Annotated in this window: 22 protein-coding genes and 1 other RNA gene; 13 read left to right on the forward strand and 10 right to left on the reverse strand. The window is 56.9% G+C overall.

The window, feature by feature from the left end; translation table 11 throughout:
* Positions 1-153: 153 nt before the first annotated feature.
* The 9 genes from CPH65_RS05790 to tkt form a co-directional block, all read right to left on the reverse strand.
* Positions 154-636 carry a DUF6691 family protein gene (locus CPH65_RS05790; RefSeq protein WP_096172556.1) on the reverse strand — a complete coding sequence of 161 codons (483 nt, stop codon included), beginning with the start codon at positions 634-636 and terminating at the stop codon, positions 154-156.
* 28 nt (positions 637-664) lie between these two features.
* Positions 665-1,081 (reverse strand): YeeE/YedE family protein, encoded by a 417-nt coding sequence (locus CPH65_RS05795; protein ID WP_096172557.1) that lies wholly within the window; start codon positions 1,079-1,081, stop codon positions 665-667.
* A gap of 202 nt (positions 1,082-1,283) precedes the next feature.
* Positions 1,284-2,081 (reverse strand): inositol monophosphatase family protein, encoded by a 798-nt coding sequence (locus tag CPH65_RS05800; protein WP_096172558.1) that lies wholly within the window; start codon positions 2,079-2,081, stop codon positions 1,284-1,286.
* A gap of 176 nt (positions 2,082-2,257) precedes the next feature.
* Complete coding sequence (gene efp / locus CPH65_RS05805) at positions 2,258-2,821, reverse strand: elongation factor P (protein ID WP_096172560.1); 564 nt, start codon at positions 2,819-2,821, stop codon at positions 2,258-2,260.
* Positions 2,822-3,053: 232 nt separating this feature from the next.
* Entirely contained in the window at positions 3,054-4,157 is a 1,104-nt protein-coding gene (locus CPH65_RS05810) for a tetratricopeptide repeat protein (RefSeq protein ID WP_172891465.1), read from the reverse strand.
* A gap of 116 nt (positions 4,158-4,273) precedes the next feature.
* Positions 4,274-4,915: a thiamine phosphate synthase gene (locus CPH65_RS05815; RefSeq protein WP_096172562.1), complete on the reverse strand. Its 642-nt coding sequence runs from the start codon at positions 4,913-4,915 to the stop codon at positions 4,274-4,276.
* A gap of 147 nt (positions 4,916-5,062) precedes the next feature.
* Complete coding sequence (gene pgk / locus CPH65_RS05820) at positions 5,063-6,262, reverse strand: phosphoglycerate kinase (RefSeq protein ID WP_096172564.1); 1,200 nt, start codon at positions 6,260-6,262, stop codon at positions 5,063-5,065.
* 170 nt (positions 6,263-6,432) lie between these two features.
* A complete protein-coding gene (gene gap / locus CPH65_RS05825; protein WP_096172565.1) occupies positions 6,433-7,440 on the reverse strand; it encodes a type I glyceraldehyde-3-phosphate dehydrogenase in 1,008 nt (335 codons plus the stop codon).
* 335 nt (positions 7,441-7,775) lie between these two features.
* Positions 7,776-9,767: a transketolase gene (gene tkt, locus CPH65_RS05830; protein ID WP_096172566.1), complete on the reverse strand. Its 1,992-nt coding sequence runs from the start codon at positions 9,765-9,767 to the stop codon at positions 7,776-7,778.
* A 554-nt stretch (positions 9,768-10,321) separates the two neighbouring features.
* Here tkt and CPH65_RS05835 point away from each other — a divergent pair.
* From CPH65_RS05835 to CPH65_RS05860, 6 genes are all read left to right on the forward strand, one after another.
* Positions 10,322-10,603, forward strand: a complete 282-nt coding sequence (locus CPH65_RS05835; protein WP_096172567.1) for a DUF4164 family protein — start codon at positions 10,322-10,324, stop codon at positions 10,601-10,603.
* Positions 10,604-10,723: 120 nt separating this feature from the next.
* Positions 10,724-11,083, forward strand: a complete 360-nt coding sequence (locus CPH65_RS05840; RefSeq protein WP_096172569.1) for a cell division protein ZapA — start codon at positions 10,724-10,726, stop codon at positions 11,081-11,083.
* A gap of 99 nt (positions 11,084-11,182) precedes the next feature.
* Positions 11,183-11,344: non-coding RNA, 6S RNA (gene ssrS, locus CPH65_RS05845), on the forward strand.
* 178 nt (positions 11,345-11,522) lie between these two features.
* Positions 11,523-12,116: a 5-formyltetrahydrofolate cyclo-ligase gene (locus CPH65_RS05850; RefSeq protein ID WP_096172570.1), complete on the forward strand. Its 594-nt coding sequence runs from the start codon at positions 11,523-11,525 to the stop codon at positions 12,114-12,116.
* 19 nt (positions 12,117-12,135) lie between these two features.
* A complete protein-coding gene (locus CPH65_RS05855; protein WP_096172571.1) occupies positions 12,136-12,969 on the forward strand; it encodes a TIGR00282 family metallophosphoesterase in 834 nt (277 codons plus the stop codon).
* Positions 12,970-13,104: 135 nt separating this feature from the next.
* On the forward strand, positions 13,105-13,854 hold the full coding sequence (locus CPH65_RS05860; protein WP_096172572.1) for a YebC/PmpR family DNA-binding transcriptional regulator: 750 nt from the start codon (positions 13,105-13,107) through the stop codon (positions 13,852-13,854).
* A 63-nt stretch (positions 13,855-13,917) separates the two neighbouring features.
* On the opposite strand, the gene CPH65_RS05865 is transcribed toward CPH65_RS05860, so the two are convergent.
* Positions 13,918-14,550 carry a LysE family translocator gene (locus CPH65_RS05865; RefSeq protein ID WP_096172574.1) on the reverse strand — a complete coding sequence of 211 codons (633 nt, stop codon included), beginning with the start codon at positions 14,548-14,550 and terminating at the stop codon, positions 13,918-13,920.
* Between the two features lie 125 nt (positions 14,551-14,675).
* Between CPH65_RS05865 and ruvC the strand changes: the two genes are divergently transcribed.
* The 7 genes from ruvC (at position 14,676) to CPH65_RS05900 (ending at position 19,678) form a co-directional block, all read left to right on the forward strand.
* Positions 14,676-15,179 (forward strand): crossover junction endodeoxyribonuclease RuvC, encoded by a 504-nt coding sequence (gene ruvC / locus CPH65_RS05870; protein ID WP_096172575.1) that lies wholly within the window; start codon positions 14,676-14,678, stop codon positions 15,177-15,179.
* 35 nt (positions 15,180-15,214) lie between these two features.
* On the forward strand, positions 15,215-15,832 hold the full coding sequence (gene ruvA / locus CPH65_RS05875) for a Holliday junction branch migration protein RuvA (protein WP_096172577.1): 618 nt from the start codon (positions 15,215-15,217) through the stop codon (positions 15,830-15,832).
* The gene (ruvB, locus tag CPH65_RS05880) at positions 15,829-16,881 is read left to right on the forward strand and encodes a Holliday junction branch migration DNA helicase RuvB (RefSeq protein ID WP_096172578.1); all 1,053 of its coding nucleotides are present in this window, start codon (positions 15,829-15,831) and stop codon (positions 16,879-16,881) included. Before ruvA ends, ruvB begins: the two co-directional genes overlap by 4 nt.
* Positions 16,874-17,338 (forward strand): tol-pal system-associated acyl-CoA thioesterase, encoded by a 465-nt coding sequence (gene ybgC / locus CPH65_RS05885; protein WP_096176260.1) that lies wholly within the window; start codon positions 16,874-16,876, stop codon positions 17,336-17,338. The genes ruvB and ybgC overlap by 8 nt, the downstream gene beginning before the upstream one ends.
* A 219-nt stretch (positions 17,339-17,557) precedes the next feature.
* Positions 17,558-18,268, forward strand: coding sequence for a protein TolQ (tolQ, locus tag CPH65_RS05890; protein ID WP_096172580.1), 711 nt, complete (start codon positions 17,558-17,560; stop codon positions 18,266-18,268).
* Between the two features lie 3 nt (positions 18,269-18,271).
* Positions 18,272-18,724, forward strand: a complete 453-nt coding sequence (tolR, locus tag CPH65_RS05895; protein ID WP_096172581.1) for a protein TolR — start codon at positions 18,272-18,274, stop codon at positions 18,722-18,724.
* A 6-nt stretch (positions 18,725-18,730) separates the two neighbouring features.
* Positions 18,731-19,678 (forward strand): cell envelope biogenesis protein TolA, encoded by a 948-nt coding sequence (locus CPH65_RS05900; RefSeq protein ID WP_096172583.1) that lies wholly within the window; start codon positions 18,731-18,733, stop codon positions 19,676-19,678.
* The last annotated feature ends 130 nt before the right edge of the window (positions 19,679-19,808 follow it).

Below are 19,808 nucleotides of genomic sequence, written 5' to 3' on the forward strand. Positions count from 1 at the left end.
CGCGGGCAGGGATCGAAAGGTTTGAGAAACCAAACAATCCGATGCGCAACACGACATTGCCCAATTTCCTCGCCGAGGAAAAGGGGTGTTGTGAATTAATCCCTGCTGCTCAGGGTCTGGCGTCCAGAATAAGGGGGGGCGTGAGGGACTTTGTTAGGGGCGGTCGACGATTAGGTCGTTTTCGGTTGCTTTGCCGAACCGGGCTGTCAGGCGCTTCAAAAGGATCGATTGCTGCATCCGTCCGGCGACGAGAATGCCGACAATGAGGGCGAGCACAAAGATGAAGCTGGAGGCGTGGCCAAGCCCGAGCGCCGGGATCGACGCGCCGGGGCAGAAGCCGCCGATGCCCCAGCCGATGCCGAAGACCGCTGAGCCGAGTACCAGTCGGGCATCGATCCTGTTGGACCGTGGCAGGTGGAACTCGGTATCATAAACGGGCTTGCGCTGTTTTCGGAACACAAGGGCATAGCCGGGAGCTGCGACACTGAGGGCTCCAGCCATCACAATGGCCAGACTGGGGTCGAAGGAGCCTGCAAGGTCGAAGAAGTTGAGGACTTTGGCTGGATTGGCCATGCCGGACAGGGTGATACCAAGGCCGAACAGGCCACCAATCAGGGCTGCTACAAGATAGCGCATGGACTTGTTCCTTTTGCTTGGGGGCCTTTTAGAAAATGTGCCGGGTCAGAAAGACGGTCAAAACAGCAAAGCTCATGAACATGACAACGGCAACAGCTGAGCGGCGCGAGAAACGGGCAAGACCGCAAATGCCATGACCGGAGGCGCATCCCGAGCCATAAGTCACCCCGATGCCGGTGATGATGCCGCCAATGATGAGTGCGGTCATCGAAATCGGCAGGGTATAGGGCACGTCACCGATTGTGATGTGATAGAGGAACGGAGTGAGGATCGATCCGGCGAGAAAGCTCGCCTTCCATGCCATTTCGCGTCCGAAGGGGGGCAGGATGCCTGTCAGAATGCCGGTCATGCCCGCAATGCGTCCCCATGACGCCATCAGCAGGACCGCAGCGAGCCCGATCATCAGACCACCGGCGTAGGATTGGAAAGGGGTAAAGTCAGTCATGGCTATAAAATCCGCAAACGAGACCGTGCGACCGGAAGGAGATTTCCAAGAATGGGAGAGAGCATTCCGTGGGGTTGCTTTGACTTTAGTTTAATAGTCCATATAATTCGAAAGTTCAATATAAAAGAAGCCGCGCATCGATCGATCCGCGGCTTTCTTGATATGAATTTTATGTTGGTCTGTTCGGGAAAACAGAACAGATTCAGCTGGCTTGCGACTTTTTCAAGGTGTGCTGAATGTGGCGGCGGATGGCTTCGTTGGCCGCGATCAGGGAGCCAGTTTCGAGCACTTTGTCGCCACCTTTGATGTCGGTGACGAAGCCGCCAGCCTCACGCACCATGATGACGCCGGCAGCGATGTCCCAGGGGCTGAGCCATTCTTCCCAATACCCATCGAAGCGTCCCGCAGCGACATAGGCAAGATCAAGGGAGGCCGCGCCCATACGGCGCAGGCCGGAGACCTCGTTCATCATGCCTTCGAGCTGGGGCAGATAGTGCTTGTGTTTGCCGCGACCAAGATGGGGCACGCCGGTTGCAATGACGCAATCGTGGAAGTCATCACGCGCGGCAACGCGCATACGGCGGTCGTTGTGGAAGGCACCGCGACCACGTTCGGCGACGAACAGGTCGTCGGTTGCCGGGTTGTAGATGACGCCCGCGATAATGCGGTCTTCATGTTCAAGAGCGATGGAGATGGCAAAGAAAGGAATGCCGTGCAGAAAGTTGGTTGTGCCATCCAGCGGATCGACGATCCAGCGGTGGCTCTTGTCCACGCCGACTTGCTCGCCGCTTTCTTCCATCAGGAAGCCAAAGTTCGGACGGGCTTTCTGCAGCTCTTCCTTGATGATCTTTTCGGCCTGCATGTCGGCGTTGGAGACGAAATCTCCGGGGCCTTTGCGAGAGATCTGGAGATTTTCGAGCTCACCAAAGTCGCGAGAAAGGCGGCGGCCTGCCTTGAGGGCGGCTTGTACCATGACGTTGAGAAGGGCTGAGCGGGCCATGTGAAGGTGTCCTGCTTGGCTGGCGCTGTTGGTTTCGGCTCCATGTAACCGGGGGATGCCGAAAAGCGCACAGATGAGATAAAGAGAGCGTGCCGGACAGGATCCGACACGCGTGTCATGAACAGATTAGGGGCAGCTAGGAACCTGCCGTTCAATCGTCTGTCTGTCGCGCCAGATCAGTCGGCGCGCTTCATATACAAAATTTCGTTGGTGTCGACCACGATCTTCTCACCAGTGCCGACGAAGGGGGGCACCATGCAGCGCACGCCGTTTTCCAGCATTGCGGGCTTATAGGAGGAAGATTGCGTCTGGCCCTTGATGGTCGGTTCGGTCTCGGTGACTTCAAGGGTTACCTGATCCGGCAAATCGATGCCGATCGGGCGCTCTTCATAGAGTTCCACGACCACGGGCATGCCATCCTGAAGGAAGGCAGCGCGCTCGCCGACAAAATCCTTGTTCAACTCGAGCTGTTCGTAGGACACGGTGTCCATGAACACGAGGTTGTCGCCTTCTTCATAAAGGAACGTGAAATCCTTCTGCTCAAGGCGCACGCGCTCGACCGTTTCGGAGGCGCGGAACCGTTCGTTCAGTTTGCGGCCATCGAGCAGGTTTTTCATTTCGACCTGAGCGAAGGCGCCGCCCTTGCCGGGTTTGACTGCGTTGACCTTGACTGCAACCCAGATGGTGCCCTGATGCTCGATCACGTTGCCGGGACGGATTTCGTTACCGTTGATTTTCATAACAAGCCATCTTGCTGGCAGGAAGCGCGCGCAGTGCGCTGTGGCGTTCCTGCTTCATTGAGTTCATGATTGGATCCGTTGGTGCCAAATCTGTCATGGCGCTGCGGACGGGTGCCTTCTAGGACCATATTCAAGCGCCTTTTGCAAGGCTTTTGGCAGGTTTTTAGGCCCAAAAAGGCCGCAACACGTTAATCGGTGATGCTCTGGAGCGAGCCGAAGCGAGCACAGTTCGCTACCACAGAGACTTGTCACTGAGGTCGGCGAGGGCCTTTTGCTTGTCCGCATCGGGCAATTGGGTGAAGAAATTCTCCAGCCAGTCATCATGTTTGCCGGCCCGTTTTGACAATAGATAGTATTCGGCTGCCTTGACCGGGTCGGCGGGCGCGCCATAGCCGCGGGCCAACATGCGGGCCAGACGGTTTTGTGCAAGGACGTGACCGGACTTCGCAGCCTGCTCGATCCAGGCTCTGGACATGTCATAATTCTTGGCTACGCCCTTGCCGGAAAAAAGCATCAGGCCGTATTCGAGCTGGGCGTCGGCAAAGCCGCTCTTGGCTGCCTGAAGCATCCAGTAGGCGGCCTTATCAAGTTCCGGGGTGGGAAACAGCTGGGATCGATAGATGTTGGCCAGCGTGTATTGCGCGTCCGCTAGGCCCTGATTGGCCGATTGGGTGAGCAGATCTATCGCCTCGTTCAGATCCTGACGGGCCAACTGCCCTTCCAGCTTGATCAGTCCCAGGTTGAACTGGGCGTGCTTTTGTCCCTGTGCGGCGGCTTTTTCGAACAGCTCGATTGCCTTGTCGGTGTTCTTGTCCACCCCTTGGCCCCGGGCATAGAGAAGCCCAAGCGCAAACTCGGCTTCGGCGTCTTTCTCTGCTGCTGCCAGTTCGAACCAGCTTGCCGCTTCCTTGACGTCGCGCTCGACACCAAGGCCTCGGTAATAGAGCTCGCCGAGCAAAGTCTGGGCTGCGACGTCCCCCTGTCCGGCCAGACGTGTGGCAAAGTCAAAGGCGGTGAGATAATACCCGCGCTGATAGGCCGAGTAGGCTGCCTCACGCGTAAGCTCAAGGCGCGGCACGTTGAAGGGATTGTCCCGCGTGGTTGGCTGCGGCAGGGTTTCCCGCTCTTTGTGGGGCGCGATTTCCTTGTCTTGAGGTGCGTCGCCGGGCGCGATCTCAATCGTATTGGTAACCTTGCCGGTGTCCGCCGGGCCAGCCTCGGCAGCCCCCGCTGGCTGCGCGCCGAGGATCGGTGCGAAAGCCAGAATGCTTCCGACCAAGCCGGTTCGGATCAGACCTAGACAATCACATTGATGATCGATGAGACGAACCTTCACGGGTGGCGTCCTTGCTGGCGATTGACGAAACATGAAAAACGGGTAGCAGGCAAGGTGAATGGCAGTGAAATTGGACCATTCTGTGGTGCCTCTAGATGGACTCGAGACAGAAGGATCTAGACTGCCTCTTGTGGGGCTCCGGCGGCAATAAGCGCCGAGGCTTCGCGGACTGCAGCTTCTGGTCCCTGTTCGTGATCCCAGATCGCCTCGCGCAGGGCGATGAATTCGATGCCAAGGCTGGAGATCGTTTCACATTCTGACAGATCGCTGCCGCCGATGATGACCGCAGGGACTTCGAAAAGACTGGACCACCAGTCGGCCATTTCCAGTGCCTTGTCGTAGATCTTTTCCTCGGTCGGGGCGTTAAGGCGTCCGAACATGATGTAGTCGATACCGGTTTCGGCGATTTCCATTGCAATGTGGCGCTTGTTGCCACCTTCGGCACCCAGCATGAACCGCTCGGAGAAATCTTCTACCGCGAGTTCAATGTCATTGATGTCGCCATTGATGTGCAGGCCGTCGCATTTGGCGCGTCCTGCGATGCGGGTGTCACCACGCAGGACCACCGCGATGTCGTTCTTTTGTGCCATCGGTGCAATGGTCTGGGCTATCTTTTGCAACTCGCTGTCCTGCTGTTCATCGCAGTCGATCAAGAGGGCGGCAATCGGGCCGCCGTTCATTGCTGCTTCGAGCTGTGCGGGAAAGCTGTCCAGATCGATGTGTCTGGGGGTGACGAGATAAATCTGGCTTTGCTCCATGGTGAGACCTGTTTCCTGGAGATGACAATCGGTGCCGCACTGATATCGCGCAAAGCTTGCTGGGTGCAAGGGCTGTGTTGTGCGAACACAAAAAAATGCGCCGATCGGACGACCGGCGCATGGATTGTTGGCTTTTGAAAGCTGAAATCAGGCTTTCAGAACTTCAACGCCGGGCAGTTCCTTGCCTTCCATCCATTCAAGGAAGGCACCGCCTGCGGTGGAGATGTAGGAGAAGTCGTCATAGACGCCAGCATGGTTGAGGGCTGCAACGGTGTCGCCGCCGCCGGCAACCGAGGTCAGTTTGCCTGATTTGGTTTCTTCGGCTGCCGCTTTTGCAGCCGCAACGGTTGCGGTGTCGAACGGTGCGATTTCGAAGGCACCAAGCGGGCCGTTCCAGACCACGGTGTTGGCTTTCTTGATCCATGCAACGACGGCTTCAACGGATTTGGGTCCAACGTCAAGCATCATGCCATCGGCAGGGACGCTGTCCACGTCGAGAACCTCATAAGCAGCACCGGCTGCAAATTCCTTGGCGACCAGTGCGTCAACCGGCAGGATGATCTCGCAGCCGATTTTATCGGCCTTGGCCATGATGCGGTTTGCCGTTTCAGCCAGATCATGTTCGCAGAGCGACTTGCCGACATCCTTGCCTTGAGCGGCGAGGAAGGTGTTGGCCATGCCACCGCCGATGACAAGGCCGTCAACTTTGGTGATGAGGTTTTCAAGCAGGTCGATCTTGGTGGACACTTTTGCGCCGCCAACAACGGCGAGAACCGGACGGTTCGGATTGCCAAGGGCAGCGTCAAGGGCTTCAAGCTCTTTTTGCATGGTGCGACCGGCAACGGCAGGCATGTGGTGGCAAAGGCCTTCGGTGGAGACGTGCGCGCGATGGGAAACCGAGAAGGCGTCCGCTACGAGAAGGTCGCCATTGGCACCAAGCTGTGCTGCGAATTCGGGATCGTTCTTTTCTTCGCCTTTGTAGTAGCGGGTGTTTTCCAGAACGAGAACATCACCGTCTGCCATGTTGTCGATTGCCGCCTTGGCGATGTCGCCAACGCAGTCTTCGGCAAAGCCAACGGGCATGTTGAGGGCTTTGGAGAGAGCCGGAACAACCTGCTTGAGGGACATTTCGGGCACTTTTTCGCCCTTGGGGCGACCGAAGTGCGCGAGGATGATGACCTTGCCACCTTTTTCGGAAATTTCCGTCAGGGTCGGTACGATGCGATCAAGGCGGGTGCTGTCGGTGACGACGCCGTCTTTCATTGGCACGTTGAGGTCAACACGCACGAGGACGCGCTTGCCACTCAGTTCTGCATCATCGAGGGTCTTGAATTTGCTAGCAGCCATTGGGTCTATCCTGTGGTCTGTCCGATGGGTGATCGGAAAATGAGTCTCGAATAGAAAAGGCGCTGTCCGGACCAAAAACCGTTGGCCGGTTTTGTCTCGCGAAACAGCGCCTTCTTTATCGTCGGTATCCTGTCAGGCGGGCCTGACAGGTGGGCGTCAAGGCCGCCTGATTAGATGAGCTTTGCCATGGCAACCGCGGTATCAGCCATACGGTTGGAGAAGCCCCACTCGTTGTCGTACCAGGTCAGGATGCGGACCATGCGGCCTTCCATGACTTTGGTCTGGTCCATGTGGAAGATGGAAGAGTGCGGGTCATGGTTGAAGTCGGTAGAGACGTTCGGCAGATCGGTGTAGCCGAGAATGCCTTTGAGTTTACCGTCTGCAGCATCGCGGATCGCTGCGTTGATTTCTTCAACGGTGGTGTCTTTCTTGGCTTCGAACACAAGGTCAACAACAGATACGTTCGGGGTTGGAACGCGGATTGCAACGCCGTCCAGTTTGCCAGCGAGTTCTGGCAGAACCAGACCAACAGCTTTAGCAGCACCGGTAGAAGTCGGGATCATGGACAGGGCTGCTGCGCGTGCGCGATACAGGTCGCTGTGCATGGTATCGAGGGTCGGCTGATCACCAGTGTAGGAGTGAATGGTGGTCATGAAGCCTTTTTCGATGCCAACGGCATTGTTCAGGGCATAAGCAACCGGAGACAGGCAGTTGGTGGTGCAAGAAGCGTTGGAAACAACCAGATCTTCAGCGGTCAGGCTGTCGTTGTTCACACCGAACACGATGGTTTTGTCAGCGCCAGCAGCCGGAGCAGAAACCAGAACGCGTTTTGCGCCTGCTTCAAGGTGCATGGAAGCTTTTTCTTTTGCGGTGAAGATGCCGGTGCATTCCATCGCAATATCGATGCCCATTTCGCCCCATGGGAGTTCTTTGGGATCGCGGATCGCGGTTACCTTGATGGGGCCACGGCCAACGTCAATGGTGTCGCCGTCAACGGTAACGGTGCCAGGGAACTTGCCATGTACGGAGTCAAAACGCACAAGGTGAGCGTTGGTTTCAACCGGGCCCAGATCGTTGATCGCAACAACTTCGATGTCGGTACGGCCGGATTCGATGATAGCACGAAGCACGTTACGGCCGATACGACCGAAACCATTGATCGCCACTTTAACAGTCATGACTTTCTCCTGAATTTTCTCCAGCCCACCTGAATGGCATTTGCCAAAGGGGCCGGGCTTCCACTTGGATCAACCAGAACGTTTGCACGCAAACTGAATTGTTAGAATGGGCGAAAACGTTTCATTCGTTGGTTTTATGCATTTCCGCGATCAAGAAATCGTGGAAATGGTAATAGATGAGCGCTTGTTATCCGAGGGTTGAGGAAAGCGCGTTGATTAATCTCATGATAGAGTGAATATATACTTTTGTCGTGTGACAATTTGTCAAGTCCGACAAGTGAATTGGCAGGAGGTTATTAGAGTTTCCTGCCAACTCCTATCGCATATATGGGTTGTTAAGCGCTTTTCAATTTCTCGGTGACCTGAGCGACAACATTTTCGGCAGTAATGCCGAAATGTTCATAGAGCTCTTCAGCCGGACCGGATGCACCAAAGCCGGGCATGCCGACGAAGATGCCGTCAGTGCCGATGATGCGGTCCCAACCCATACGCAGGGCCGCTTCGATGCCAACATTGACCTTGGCCGAGCCAAGGGTGTCTTTCTTGTAGTTCTCGGACTGGGCTTCGAACAGTTCGAAGCATGGTACGGAAACCACGCGCGTTTTAACGCCCTGAGCTTCGAGTGTTTTCTGCGCTTCCATGGCAACCCCGATTTCCGAACCGGATGCAAACAGGGATGCTTCGGCGTCCCCATCACAATCGGAGAGCACATAGGCACCGCGACCACAAAGGTTTTCCTCGGAATATTCGGTGCGCACCGGTGCAAGACCCTGACGGGTCAGAGCCAGAACGCTTGGAGCGCCGTCGGATTTCAGAGCCAGTTCCCAGCACTCTGCGGTTTCCATGACGTCTGCCGGACGGAAGACCTGCAGGTTGGGCATGGCGCGCAGGGATGCGAGGGTTTCGACCGGCTGGTGCGTCGGGCCGTCTTCGCCAAGGCCGATGGAATCATGGGTCAGCACATAGATGACCCGCTGTCCCATCAGGGCTGACAGGCGTATTGCACCGCGCATGTAGTCGGCAAAGACAAGGAAGGTGCCGCCGTAAGGAATGATGCCGCCATGCAGCGCCATACCGTTCATGGTCGAGGCCATGACGTGCTCGCGAATGCCATAGTTCATATAGCGGCCGGAGAAATCATCAGCGGTGATCGATACGGTTGCCAGGGTCTTGGTGTTGTTCGAGCCGGTCAGGTCGGCAGAGCCGCCAACGGTCTCGGGCAGAGCTTCGTTGATGACGGTGAGGGCCATTTCGGAAGCCTTGCGGCTCGCGACCTTCTTGGGATCGGCAGCAAGAGACTTCTTGTACTTGGCCATTGCATCGTCAAAGCCTGCGGGCAGGTCGCCGCGCATGCGCCGTTCGAACTCGGCCCGTTTATCGGCATCAGCGGCTTCAAGGCGTTTCTGCCATTCTTTGCGGGCGTGCGAGGCATTGAGGCCCGCGATCCGCCATGCATCAAGAATGTCTGACGGCACTTCGAACGGACCAGCTTCCCAGCCGAGGGCTTTGCGGGTTGCTTCGATTTCGTCCGCACCGAGAGGCGCTCCATGAACCTTGGAGGTGCCAGCCTTGTTGGGAGACCCGAAGCCGATGGTGGTTTTGCAAGCGATGATCGTCGGCTTGTCGCTCTTCTGAGCGGCTTCAATCGCGGTGGCGATGGCTTCGTGATCGTGGCCGTCGATGGAATCGGTGTTCCAGTTGCAGGCCCGGAAGCGAGCGAGCTGATCGGTGGAGTCGGAAACAGTTACCGCACCATCGATGGTGACATTGTTGTCATCCCAGAACAGGATCAGCTTGTTGAGCTTGAGGTGGCCTGCAAGCGCAATGGCTTCCTGACTGATGCCTTCCATCAGGCAGCCGTCGCCAGCCAGCGCATAGGTGTGGTGATCAACCAGATCGTCACCAAACTGTGCCGCCATCAATTTTTCGGTGATCGCCATGCCAACGGCATTGGCAAGACCCTGACCGAGCGGACCAGTGGTGGTTTCGATGCCAGAGGCATGACCATATTCCGGGTGACCTGCGGTTTTGCTGCCGAGCTGGCGGAAGTTGGCCAGGTCGTCCATGGTCATGTCTTCGTATCCAAGCAGATGCAGCAGCGAATAAAGCAGCATGGATCCGTGCCCTGCGGACAGGACGAAACGGTCTCTGTCTGCCCACTTGGGCGCCTTGGGATCAAATTTCATGAATTTGGTGAAGAGTACGGTCGCAATATCTGCAGCCCCCATGGGGAGGCCGGGGTGACCGGATTGGGCTTTCTCAACGGCGTCCATCGCGAGAAAGCGAATGGCATGTGCCATGCGGGTCTGTTTTTCCATGTTGCTCATGAACTCTGCTTCTGGGATATCGGACAGACAAGATCGGAAGTGCGTCTTTTCATTCTACCCACGCCTTCTCTCGCCTTCGAATTCTATCAGGTTAAACAGGAACTGCCTTGCCACGTCGCAAGCCCGGCAGACAGGGGCTGATACAAACGCCTGACATTTAGCATTCGTGGGGCGTAAGTCAACGTGAACATACCGGTCTTAGGGCTAAAACTTCGACTTTCGACTAAGGAACCAATCCTCTGTGGACGGGGCCTGTTGACGAATGGGGCCCATTGACGCGCTATATGGAAGTCACCTAGGTTCATTTCAACAGAACGCGCTTGGCGACTCATTCGGCTGATGTTCTGCGATTTCGGGTGGTTTTGGTGTCCAAAATCGAGAGAGCCGGAAAGCCGCGCACGGGGGGGACGTGTAAGGCTTCTCGCGCGATATCTGCTTTGGGATTATGGTTTAGCCCGAAACATTCTGGTCGCCGATCCGATGCGTCCGGTTGCGGAGTGCAGGGTCGACGCTGACTGGTGTGGGACCGGGCTGTTGGTCAACTTGGGGGTAAGATGGGTGAAAAGCCTGGGGTGAGCGAAGCCTTGGTCCGACTGGATCGGGCCATTGCAGCCCTTGAAGAGGCGGTCGATAAGCATCAAGAAAAGGCTTCGTCGATCCAGACATTGCGGGGAGATCTGCAGCGGCTCAGCACGGAGCGGTCGGAGCTGTCCGCATCTCTGGAACAGGCAAAGTCGCGCTCGGATAAACTCGAGAGCGCCAATGTGGAAGTATCGCGCCGTCTGGGTGCTGCGATGGAATCGGTCCGGGCCGTGTTGGAACAACATGGCGGATAGAGGTTACAGAGCAACAATGCGGTGATCCGCGCCGATACACGGGGCGGGCAGGAATGACGAGCGATTTCGCGGTGATCAAACCGCGAAAAGGCGCACTTTGGGAAGTGACCGGAGAACTATATGGTGCAGGTCAGCGTCAGCATCAACGGGCGTGCCTACCGCATGGCCTGTGAAGATGGTCAGGAAGATCATCTGTTGTCTTTGGCGCGTCAATTCGACGGTATCATTGCAGAGTTGCGAGAGAATTTCGGAGAGATCGGGGACCAGCGCCTCACGGTAATGGCCGGAATCATGGCCATGGACCAAATGTCGGAGATGTCGTCCAAGGTCGAAACCCTGTCCGAAGAGATCAAGACGCTCAGAGACGCGCGCTATGCCATCAAGGAAAAGAACGAAGGCGATCAGGAAGCGCTCGCCGATCGAATTGACAAGGCGGCAGAGCAACTGGAACGGCTCTCGAAGGTTCTTCTGGACAACTGATCTTGCATAGCTGGTCTGCAAAACCATTTTTTAAGCCAACATGTCGGTTGATGAGCAAAGTGGTGCTGGAATTTCGTTTTCGGCTCCTATATATATGAACGTCTGCTGCACTTCGCGTTAGAAGCAACTTATCCTCGGGGCCTTACTGATCCGAACGGGAGCTGGCACTGATAGGGATCGTGGTCCTCTTCAACCGGCGCCCACCTTAACTTAAGGTGTCCCAGGATCTGAAAAAGCTTCGACGGTCGATGCGGCATACCATTCAAAAGCGGTCCTCCTTATTTTAGGGTGGGCCGCTTTTTTTTGGTTGGCTCTGGGCTTGAATCGGCGCAGTTTGGTAACGGCCGATGTTGAGCCGGGCGGAATTCGGCAAAACTGGGCGAACGATAAGGCGGGGTGGCAGGCGCGTTGAACGTCATGTCTGCGCAATGGGGGACGAATGGACAGTGTTGCTTTGAAGGCTGAAAAGGCCGAAACGCGCAAGACGATGCGGGCGAGACGAGATGCCGTGCCTGAGGAAACGCGGGCGGACATGTCGCGGCTTGCATGCGCCAACCTTGTCACCCATGTGCCTTTGGAGGGAGCCCGGATCGTCGGTCTCTTCATGCCCATCCAGTCTGAAATCGATCCCACTTTTCTTGTCCCGGAGCTACGGGAGAAAGGTCTGGGACTGGCCCTTCCTGTCCCCATCGGGCGGACCGGGATGATGTTCCGCGCCTACAAGGAGGGAGCCGAACTTGTGGATGTCGGTTTTGGCACCCGTGCTGCGGCTCCGGGGGCACCTGAAGTCGTTCCGGATCTGCTTGTCATGCCGCTATTGGCGTTCGATGGTCAATGTAATCGCATCGGATATGGGGCAGGGCATTACGATCGCTATATCTCCGAACGGATCCTTTCAGGCGGCAGGCCGACGCTTGTGGGGCTGGCCTTTTCCTTTCAGCAACTGGACAAGGTGCCCATTGGTGGTTATGACCTGCCACTGGATATAATTGTGACTGACAAGGACGTGATCCGTGCGCCTATGGGCGATTAGGCGGATTTTGAGTGACTACATGCGATTGCTGTTTATTGGAGATATAGTCGGGCGAGCCGGGCGAAACATCGTACTGAACAGGCTTCCCGGTCTGGTTGAGCAGTACGGCATCGATTTCGTGGTGATCAATGGCGAGAATTCTGCTGCTGGTTTTGGCATCACAGAGGCCATCCTGCAGGATCTTATCGATGCGGGTGGCGATGCCATCACCACCGGAAACCACGTCTGGGACCAACGTGATGCCCTTGTTTTTTGTGAGCGTCAGCCCGCATTTCTGCGTCCGGTGAACTATCCATCCGGCGTTCCCGGCAAAGGCGCCAATCTCTACACCGCCCGCAATGGTGCCAACGTTCTGGTGATGAATGCCATGGGGCGGGTGTATATGGATGCGATGGACTGTCCCTTCAACGCGATTGAAAAGGAACTGGCGGCGTGCCCGATGGGCGAGTTTGCAGATGCCACCATCGTCGACTTCCATGCCGAGGCGACCTCTGAAAAAGAAGCGATGGGGCATTTTCTGGACGGACGGGTTAGTCTGGTGGTCGGGACGCACACCCATGTGCCCACCTCGGACTATCGCGTGTTGCCAGGTGGCACTGCCTATATGAGCGATGCTGGCATGTGCGGCGATTACGACTCGGTGCTTGGTATGGAGAAGGAAGAGCCGGTACGCCGGTTCGTCACCAAGATTCCTTCCGGGCGCTTCACACCGGCGCTCGGGGAGCCGACCCTTTGTGGAGTTGCTGTCGATACGGACGATGCGTCCGGACTTGCCGTTGCCGTCGAGCCCTTGCGCTTGGGTGGGCATCTGGCGCAGCATATCCCGTCATTTTGGGAAAAGAGCAGCAATTGAGCCAGCTTTGGCTCGGCAGGACCATGAGACGGCTTGATCTTTGCTGTGCTCTTGTGGCATGACCTGCAACAAATTTTGAAGCGCTCCGATGGGCTCATCCGGCGGCGATCATCAAAACATACGGAAAATAGGATTATGGCAGGCCATTCAAAATTCAAGAACATCATGTATCGCAAAGGCGCTCAGGATGCCAAACGATCCAAGTTGTTCTCAAAACTCTCCAAAGAGATCACGGTTGCTGCGAAGATGGGCGGCTCGGACCCGGATTCGAATGCTCGCCTGCGTCTGGCCATCCAGAACGCGCGTGGCCAGTCCATGCCGAAAGACAATATCGACCGGGCCATCAAGAAAGCCGAAGCGGGTGATGAAGGCAACTTCGACGAGGTGCGTTACGAGGGCTATGGTCCAGCCGGCACCGCTGTCGTGGTCGAGGCCTTGACCGACAACCGCAACCGCACAGCCTCCAACGTCCGTGCAGCCTTCACCAAAAATGGTGGCACGCTGGGCGAGACCGGATCGGTGGCTTTCATGTTCGATCGCGTTGGCGAGATTGTCTACCCTGCTGACGTTGGGGATGCGGACACCGTGCTTGAAGCTGCCATTGAGGCCGGTGCTGACGATGTTCAGAGCGATGAGGATGGTCATACCATCTACACCGCGTTCGAAGATATGGCCGAAGTCAGCAAGGCGCTTGAAGAATCGTTTGGCAAGGAAGCCGAATCCCAGAAAGCCGTCTGGAAGCCCCAGAACGAGATCGATGTGGATGCCGAAAAAGCAGGCACGATCATGAAGCTCATGAACGCTTTGGACGACGACGAAGACGTGCAGAACGTCTATTCCAACTTCACCATGAGCGATGAAGTGATGGCCTCGCTGGAAGGCTGAGCCTTTCCGGATTTTCGTCAATGAAATTCAAGCCCCGTCCGGCATCTGCCGAGGCGGGGTTTTTTATTGGTTGGCGGTTGCAGTCAGAACCTTGATGCTGGCCGCGCCAAACAACATCGCAAAAACGCCGTCCAGAATGCGTCTGCTTTTGCGGTATCCGGCGACGATTGGCTTGCTGGCGAACAGCACTGCATAAAGGTGGCAAACAAAGGCACTTTGGCACCCAAGGGCTAGGACGACTGTGGCCAGATCCATCGGCGTGGCATCCTTGGGCAGGCCCAACGCATAGATGGAGCCCAGAAACAGGATGGCCTTGGGATTGGTCAGGTGGATCGCGAGACCCTTGAGATAGGTGCGCCGTAGTCCGGACCGAGTGCCATGCAGGGCGGCATGATCCTCAAGGGTTGGGCGCATCGCTGAGCGGGCAGACTTGATCGCCAGATAAAACAGATAGGCGGCACCGGCATATTTCAGGGTTTCAAACAGCCAAGCGTTCGCCAGCATCACGGTTCCCATGCCGAGCGCGGCAGCGGTCGACCAGACAAATGAGCCTGTGGTGATGCCCGAGGCAAGGATCAGGCCGTGCTTGCGGCCGTTTGCCATGGATGTGCCAGCGATGGCGAGGGTTGCCGGACCCGGGCTGGCCATTGCGATGAGGGCGGCGCCCAAGATAAGGGGAAGATTGATGTCTGCCATCTGAATTGGGTTCCTGACGTGCGGTGCGGTTTACCATCCTTACACACGGTGACGAGAAGTCAATTCCTGTTAGACTTGGGAGTTTGTTCTGGTATTGTTCATTTTTCTTGGGTAAGGATGAAGGCATGAAAACGCATCCGATCCGAATCGTGGGATTTGATCCCGGCCTCCGACGCACCGGCTGGGGCGCGATCGACGTGATCAGCAACCGGCTGATTTTCGTCGCCTCAGGGCTTGTCACGTCTGATGCCAAAACGGATCTGGCGAGCCGTCTGTTGCAGCTGCATACCGGGGTTATGGATGTGCTCGAACGCTATGAGCCCAATGAGGTGGCGGTCGAGCAGACCTTTGTCAATAAGGATGCGGCGGCCACTCTTAAACTCGGTCAGGCAAGGGCTATATCGCTTCTCGCTCCTGCCCAGCGCGGGCTGGAAGTGGCAGAATATGCGCCCAATGCGGTGAAGAAAACCGTGGTTGGTGTGGGCCACGCCGACAAGAACCAAGTCCAGACGATGGTCAAGATGCTGCTGCCCAAGGCGCAGTTCGACAGCGAGGATGCGGCGGATGCTCTGGCCATCGCCATATGCCACGCCCATCAACGGGGTCAGAAGAATTACAAGATCGCCTGAGTGGCGGTCGCCTTAGCAATGGGCGGGATGACTGGATGATTGGCAAACTCAAGGGTTTGATTGACGAATATGCAGACACCTATGTTCTCGTGGACGTTGGTGGTGTCTGCTACGAGGTGCATTGTTCAGGTCAGACTCTGCAAGCCCTGCCTCCGGTTGGCGAGGCGGCAACCGTGCTGATCGAAACCCATGTGCGCGAGGATCAGCTCAAGTTGTTTGGTTTTGCCACAGCGCTGGAACGAGACTGGTTCCGTCTCCTGACCACCGTGCAAGGCGTTGGGCAGAAAGTGGCGTTGGCCATTCTTTCCACCCTGAAGATTTCCGAGCTCAGCTCGGCCATTGCGCTGCAGGACAAGGCGATGGTGGCCCGGTCGCCCGGTGTGGGCCCCAAGGTGGCCCAGCGCATTGTTTCCGAACTCAAGGACAAGACCCCCGGACTTGCCGCCACAGATGGTGCTGTGGCGTCACTTCAGGCCGAGATTGACGCCGTCGGCGCGCCAAGGGCTATGGCGGAGGCGGTTTCGGCGCTCACCAATCTTGGCTATGCTCAGATTCAGGCGAGCGCGGCAGTTGCCACCGTGATCAAGCGGGAAGGGGACGGGGTGCAGACCGCTGCGCTCATTCGTCATGCGCTCAAGGAGCTTAGTCAATGATCGAAGAGGAAGAGCGACTGGTTTCGGCAACGACGGGCGAGGAAGAAAATGATCGCACTTTGCGCCCGCAGGTGCTGGACGATTTTGTCGGGCAGGCTCAGGCACGGGCCAACCTGTCGATCTTTATCGAGGCGGCCCGGTCGCGCAAGGAAGCGCTCGACCATGTGCTGTTCGTCGGCCCTCCGGGGCTAGGCAAGACCACCCTTGCGCAGATCGTCAGCCGCGAGCTTGGCGTGAATTTCAAATCCACATCCGGGCCGGTGATTGCCAAGGCTGGCGATCTGGCGGCCCTGTTGACGAACCTTGAAGAGAATGATGTGCTCTTCATTGACGAGATTCACCGGCTCAATCCGGCTGTTGAAGAAATCCTCTATCCCGCCATGGAGGATTTTCAGCTTGATCTTATCATCGGTGAGGGGCCTGCGGCCCGTTCGGTCAAGATTGATCTGGCCAAGTTTACGCTCGTTGCTGCAACGACCCGTCTGGGGCTTCTGACCACTCCTTTGCGGGATCGGTTCGGCATTCCGGTGCGGCTGAATTTCTATACCACCGAAGAGCTGGAATTCATTGTCACCCGTGGTGCTCGCCTGATGGGGGTTGCCATCACCAAGGAAGGGGCAACCGAGATTGCTCGCCGCTCACGCGGTACGCCAAGGATCGCGGGACGGCTTTTGCGCCGGGTGCGCGACGTCGCCATTGTGCAGGCTGGAGGCCGGATTGACTGCGACGTTGCGGACAGGGCATTGCGGATGTTGGAAGTTGACAATGAAGGTCTGGACGCCCTAGACAGACGGTATCTTAGCCTCATCGCTTCATCTTTCGGGGGCGGGCCCGTTGGCATCGAAACGATTGCCGCCGCCCTGTCGGAACCAAGGGATGCCATTGAGGAAATCATCGAGCCTTATCTGATCCAGCAGGGTTTCATTCAGCGTACGCCGCGTGGACGCCTGTTGACAACCAAGGCTTTTGCCCATTTGGGAATGGCCGTGCCCCAAAGAGACACTCCACCGCAAATGGGATTGTTTGCGGAAGGAACGGATGATGCCTGAGCATCATGAGAATGCAGAATGGTGCGACCTGTCGGGTCGACTGGCACCCTTCGGCCATTGCCAGAAAGTCAGGGTCTATTACGAGGACACAGATTTTTCCGGCATCGTTTATCACGCCAATTATCTCAAGTTCATCGAACGGGGGCGGTCCGACTATATCCGTCTTCTGGGCGTGCATCACAGCGATCTCGATTCGGAGGAAAATGGCGAGCGGCTGGCGATGGCCGTGCGCCATATGGATATCAATTTCATCAAGTCGGCCCGTATTGACGATATTCTCGTGGTGGAAACCCGCGTCGGTGAGATCAGAGGCGCTCGGTTGGTGCTTGATCAGGCTATTCTGAGAGAGACGGACGGCGAATTGCTGTTCACGGCCTGCGTGACCGTTGTGGTCATCAATCGCGAGGGCAAGCCGCGCCGGTTGCCCAAATTGATGGTTGACGCGCTGCAATCCTGAGCCCGATGTCCGGTCGTTCAGGAGAGAATACGAAAACAAATTTCGTGATTTAAGCATTCATTAACCATAATGTTGCCTTCTCGTCCTTAATATGCTTTGCGTGACGAAACCCTCTGATCCTAGTTTTGACAAAATCTGCTGACATGACCTGTCGCGACTTTTGCAAGATGGGACCGGACGGTTTGTTTGTGTGTTTCGGTCAAGAAAGGACATAGCTCCATGCCCAATGAGGTTGCCCAGACAGCCCTAGCCAACGTCAACGTTGAACTGTCGCTGATCTCGTTGTTTCTTCAGGCCCACATCGTGGTCAAGATTGTCATGATCGGTTTGATGGCGGCGTCTGTCTGGTCTTGGGCGATCATCATCGACAAATCCCTGCTTTATGCCCGAACGAAACGCCAGATGGATCGTTTCGAAAAGGTGTTCTGGTCGGGGCAGTCGCTTGAAGAGCTCTACCGGACCCTGTCGGGACGACCCAACCATGCGATGGCGGCGCTTTTTGTTGCCGCGATGCGGGAATGGAAGCGAAGTTTCGAAGGGCAGGCGCGATCGGTTGCCGGTCTGCCGACCCGGATCGAAAAGGTGCTTGATGTGACGCTGGCCCGCGAGGTTGATCGTCTGGAAAAGCGTTTGCTGTTTCTTGCATCGGTCGGCTCTGCTGCGCCGTTTGTTGGTCTGTTCGGCACGGTTTGGGGGATTATGAACTCTTTTCAGGGCATTGCTGCTTCCAAGAGTACCTCACTGGCTGTTGTCGCACCCGGTATTGCCGAGGCTCTGTTTGCGACGGCCATCGGCCTTCTAGCTGCTATTCCGGCTGTTGTCGCCTACAACAAACTTGCGTCCATGGCGTCCCAGCATGCTTTGCGGCTGGAAGGGTTTGCGGATGAATTCTCCGCCATTCTCTCTCGCTTGATGGATGAAAGGGGATAACGCATGGGAATGGGATCCATGGGAACACCCGGTGGTGGTCGTAGGCGCGGTGCACGTCGCGCCATGCGCCACAGACCGGTTGCCGAGATCAACGTTACGCCATTGGTTGACGTCATGCTGGTGCTGCTCATCATTTTCATGGTGTCTGCACCAATGATGACCGTTGGCGTGCCGCTCGATCTGCCTGAAAGTCAGGCCAATGCGCTTTCGAGCCAGACCGAACCCCTGACCTTGTCCATCCGCGCAGACGGATCGCTGTTTCTTCAGGATCAGCCGGTTGAGGCTGAGAATCTGATCGAAAAACTGCTGGCTGTGGCCGAGAATGGCTACAACGAACGCATTTTTGTTCGTGGCGATACCAATGCCGATTACGGCAGCATCATGAAAGTGATGGGCGCGATGAACCGTGCCGGGTTTACCAAAATCGGTCTGGTCAGCACCGAGGAGCTTCGTTAAGCGCTTATGCGGAATGTCGGCTTGATTGCATCGAGTGTGGGGCATGTTGTCCTTCTCGGTTGGGGGCTTATCAGCCTGCCGGCAGCGGAGACGCATGACGTTTCCGAACTTGAAATCCTGCCTGTCGAGCTGGTGTCTGTCTCGGATGTGACGGATGTGGTCAAAGGTGAGGCCAACGCCGAAGTTCAGGACGAGATCAAGGAAGAAACCGTCAAGGCGCCCGAACCCGAGGAGCCCAAGCCGGACCCCAAACCGCCGGTTCCCGATGCCAAGCCCGAGCCAAAACCACAGGAAGCTGCTCCGGCGACAGAACCGGAGCCCACACCGCCTGAACCTGAGCCTGCGCCGGAACCAAAGCCCGAGCCGGAACCAAAGCCACAGCCTGTTCCCGAGCCGGAACCACAACCCGAGCCAGAGCCGACACCTGAGCCAGAAGTGAAGCAGGCTGAGCCGGCTCCGCCGCAGCCAGTTGCTGCCTTGCCGAAGGTGCGCCCGCGTCCGCCGGTAAAAACACCGCCAAAGAAAGAGCGTTCATTTGATGCCGATGCCTTGAAGGCACTCGCCAACAAAGCCGAGCCAGCGACGAACATCACCCCCGGGGTCGATGATCAGAGCGCTTCGTTCGGGTCGCGGACAGGAACACAAGCCGCGGCGATGACCCAGAGCGAGCTTGATGCGCTCCGCTCGCAGATTTCCCGTTGTTGGTCGCCTCCGGTTGGTGCCGCCGATGCGTCACAATTGCGTGTGAGGATCGAATTCGGGCTTGATCGACAGGGCAATGTCTCCTCAGGGCCCGAGCCTGTCGAGTTCCCAGCCAACCAATTTGGTCTGGCTGCTGTGGAGAGCGCCATGCGGGCCGTGCGTCGCTGTGCTCCTTACAGCAACCTGCCGCTGGACAAATATGACGCATGGCGACGGGTGCGGATCACCTTCGACCCAAGCGAAATGTTCTGAGGAACGACCGAGTTTGAAGTGCCGCTCTGCTGCCGATTGCAGCACAAATTTGCGGTCTGGGTATTGCCGGACCAGGCCGAGTTGGAAAAAATGGATCAGATTGGACCCTCATGGGGTCTGGACCAGACAG

The sequence above is a fragment of the Cohaesibacter sp. ES.047 genome (assembly GCF_900215505.1).
In the GTDB taxonomy this organism is placed as follows: Bacteria; Pseudomonadota; Alphaproteobacteria; order Rhizobiales; family Cohaesibacteraceae; genus Cohaesibacter.

Excerpts from the sequence above, each read along its gene's own strand:
- CPH65_RS05860 (WP_096172572.1), top strand. The coding sequence starts at position 13,105 with ATGGCAGGCCATTCAAAATTCAAGAACATCATGTATCGCAAAGGCGCT.
- gap (WP_096172565.1), bottom strand. The coding sequence starts at position 7,440 with ATGACTGTTAAAGTGGCGATCAATGGTTTCGGTCGTATCGGCCGTAAC.
- tkt (WP_096172566.1), bottom strand. The coding sequence starts at position 9,767 with ATGAGCAACATGGAAAAACAGACCCGCATGGCACATGCCATTCGCTTT.
- CPH65_RS05835 (WP_096172567.1), top strand. The coding sequence starts at position 10,322 with ATGGGTGAAAAGCCTGGGGTGAGCGAAGCCTTGGTCCGACTGGATCGG.
- pgk (WP_096172564.1), bottom strand. The coding sequence starts at position 6,262 with ATGGCTGCTAGCAAATTCAAGACCCTCGATGATGCAGAACTGAGTGGC.
- ybgC (WP_096176260.1), top strand. The coding sequence starts at position 16,874 with ATGCCTGAGCATCATGAGAATGCAGAATGGTGCGACCTGTCGGGTCGA.
- ruvA (WP_096172577.1), top strand. The coding sequence starts at position 15,215 with ATGATTGGCAAACTCAAGGGTTTGATTGACGAATATGCAGACACCTAT.
- CPH65_RS05855 (WP_096172571.1), top strand. The coding sequence starts at position 12,136 with ATGCGATTGCTGTTTATTGGAGATATAGTCGGGCGAGCCGGGCGAAAC.
- CPH65_RS05840 (WP_096172569.1), top strand. The coding sequence starts at position 10,724 with ATGGTGCAGGTCAGCGTCAGCATCAACGGGCGTGCCTACCGCATGGCC.
- CPH65_RS05790 (WP_096172556.1), bottom strand. The coding sequence starts at position 636 with ATGCGCTATCTTGTAGCAGCCCTGATTGGTGGCCTGTTCGGCCTTGGT.
- tolQ (WP_096172580.1), top strand. The coding sequence starts at position 17,558 with ATGCCCAATGAGGTTGCCCAGACAGCCCTAGCCAACGTCAACGTTGAA.
- CPH65_RS05850 (WP_096172570.1), top strand. The coding sequence starts at position 11,523 with ATGGACAGTGTTGCTTTGAAGGCTGAAAAGGCCGAAACGCGCAAGACG.
- tolR (WP_096172581.1), top strand. The coding sequence starts at position 18,272 with ATGGGAATGGGATCCATGGGAACACCCGGTGGTGGTCGTAGGCGCGGT.
- ruvB (WP_096172578.1), top strand. The coding sequence starts at position 15,829 with ATGATCGAAGAGGAAGAGCGACTGGTTTCGGCAACGACGGGCGAGGAA.
- ruvC (WP_096172575.1), top strand. The coding sequence starts at position 14,676 with ATGAAAACGCATCCGATCCGAATCGTGGGATTTGATCCCGGCCTCCGA.
- CPH65_RS05800 (WP_096172558.1), bottom strand. The coding sequence starts at position 2,081 with ATGGCCCGCTCAGCCCTTCTCAACGTCATGGTACAAGCCGCCCTCAAG.
- CPH65_RS05865 (WP_096172574.1), bottom strand. The coding sequence starts at position 14,550 with ATGGCAGACATCAATCTTCCCCTTATCTTGGGCGCCGCCCTCATCGCA.
- CPH65_RS05795 (WP_096172557.1), bottom strand. The coding sequence starts at position 1,081 with ATGACTGACTTTACCCCTTTCCAATCCTACGCCGGTGGTCTGATGATC.
- CPH65_RS05815 (WP_096172562.1), bottom strand. The coding sequence starts at position 4,915 with ATGGAGCAAAGCCAGATTTATCTCGTCACCCCCAGACACATCGATCTG.
- efp (WP_096172560.1), bottom strand. The coding sequence starts at position 2,821 with ATGAAAATCAACGGTAACGAAATCCGTCCCGGCAACGTGATCGAGCAT.
- CPH65_RS05900 (WP_096172583.1), top strand. The coding sequence starts at position 18,731 with ATGCGGAATGTCGGCTTGATTGCATCGAGTGTGGGGCATGTTGTCCTT.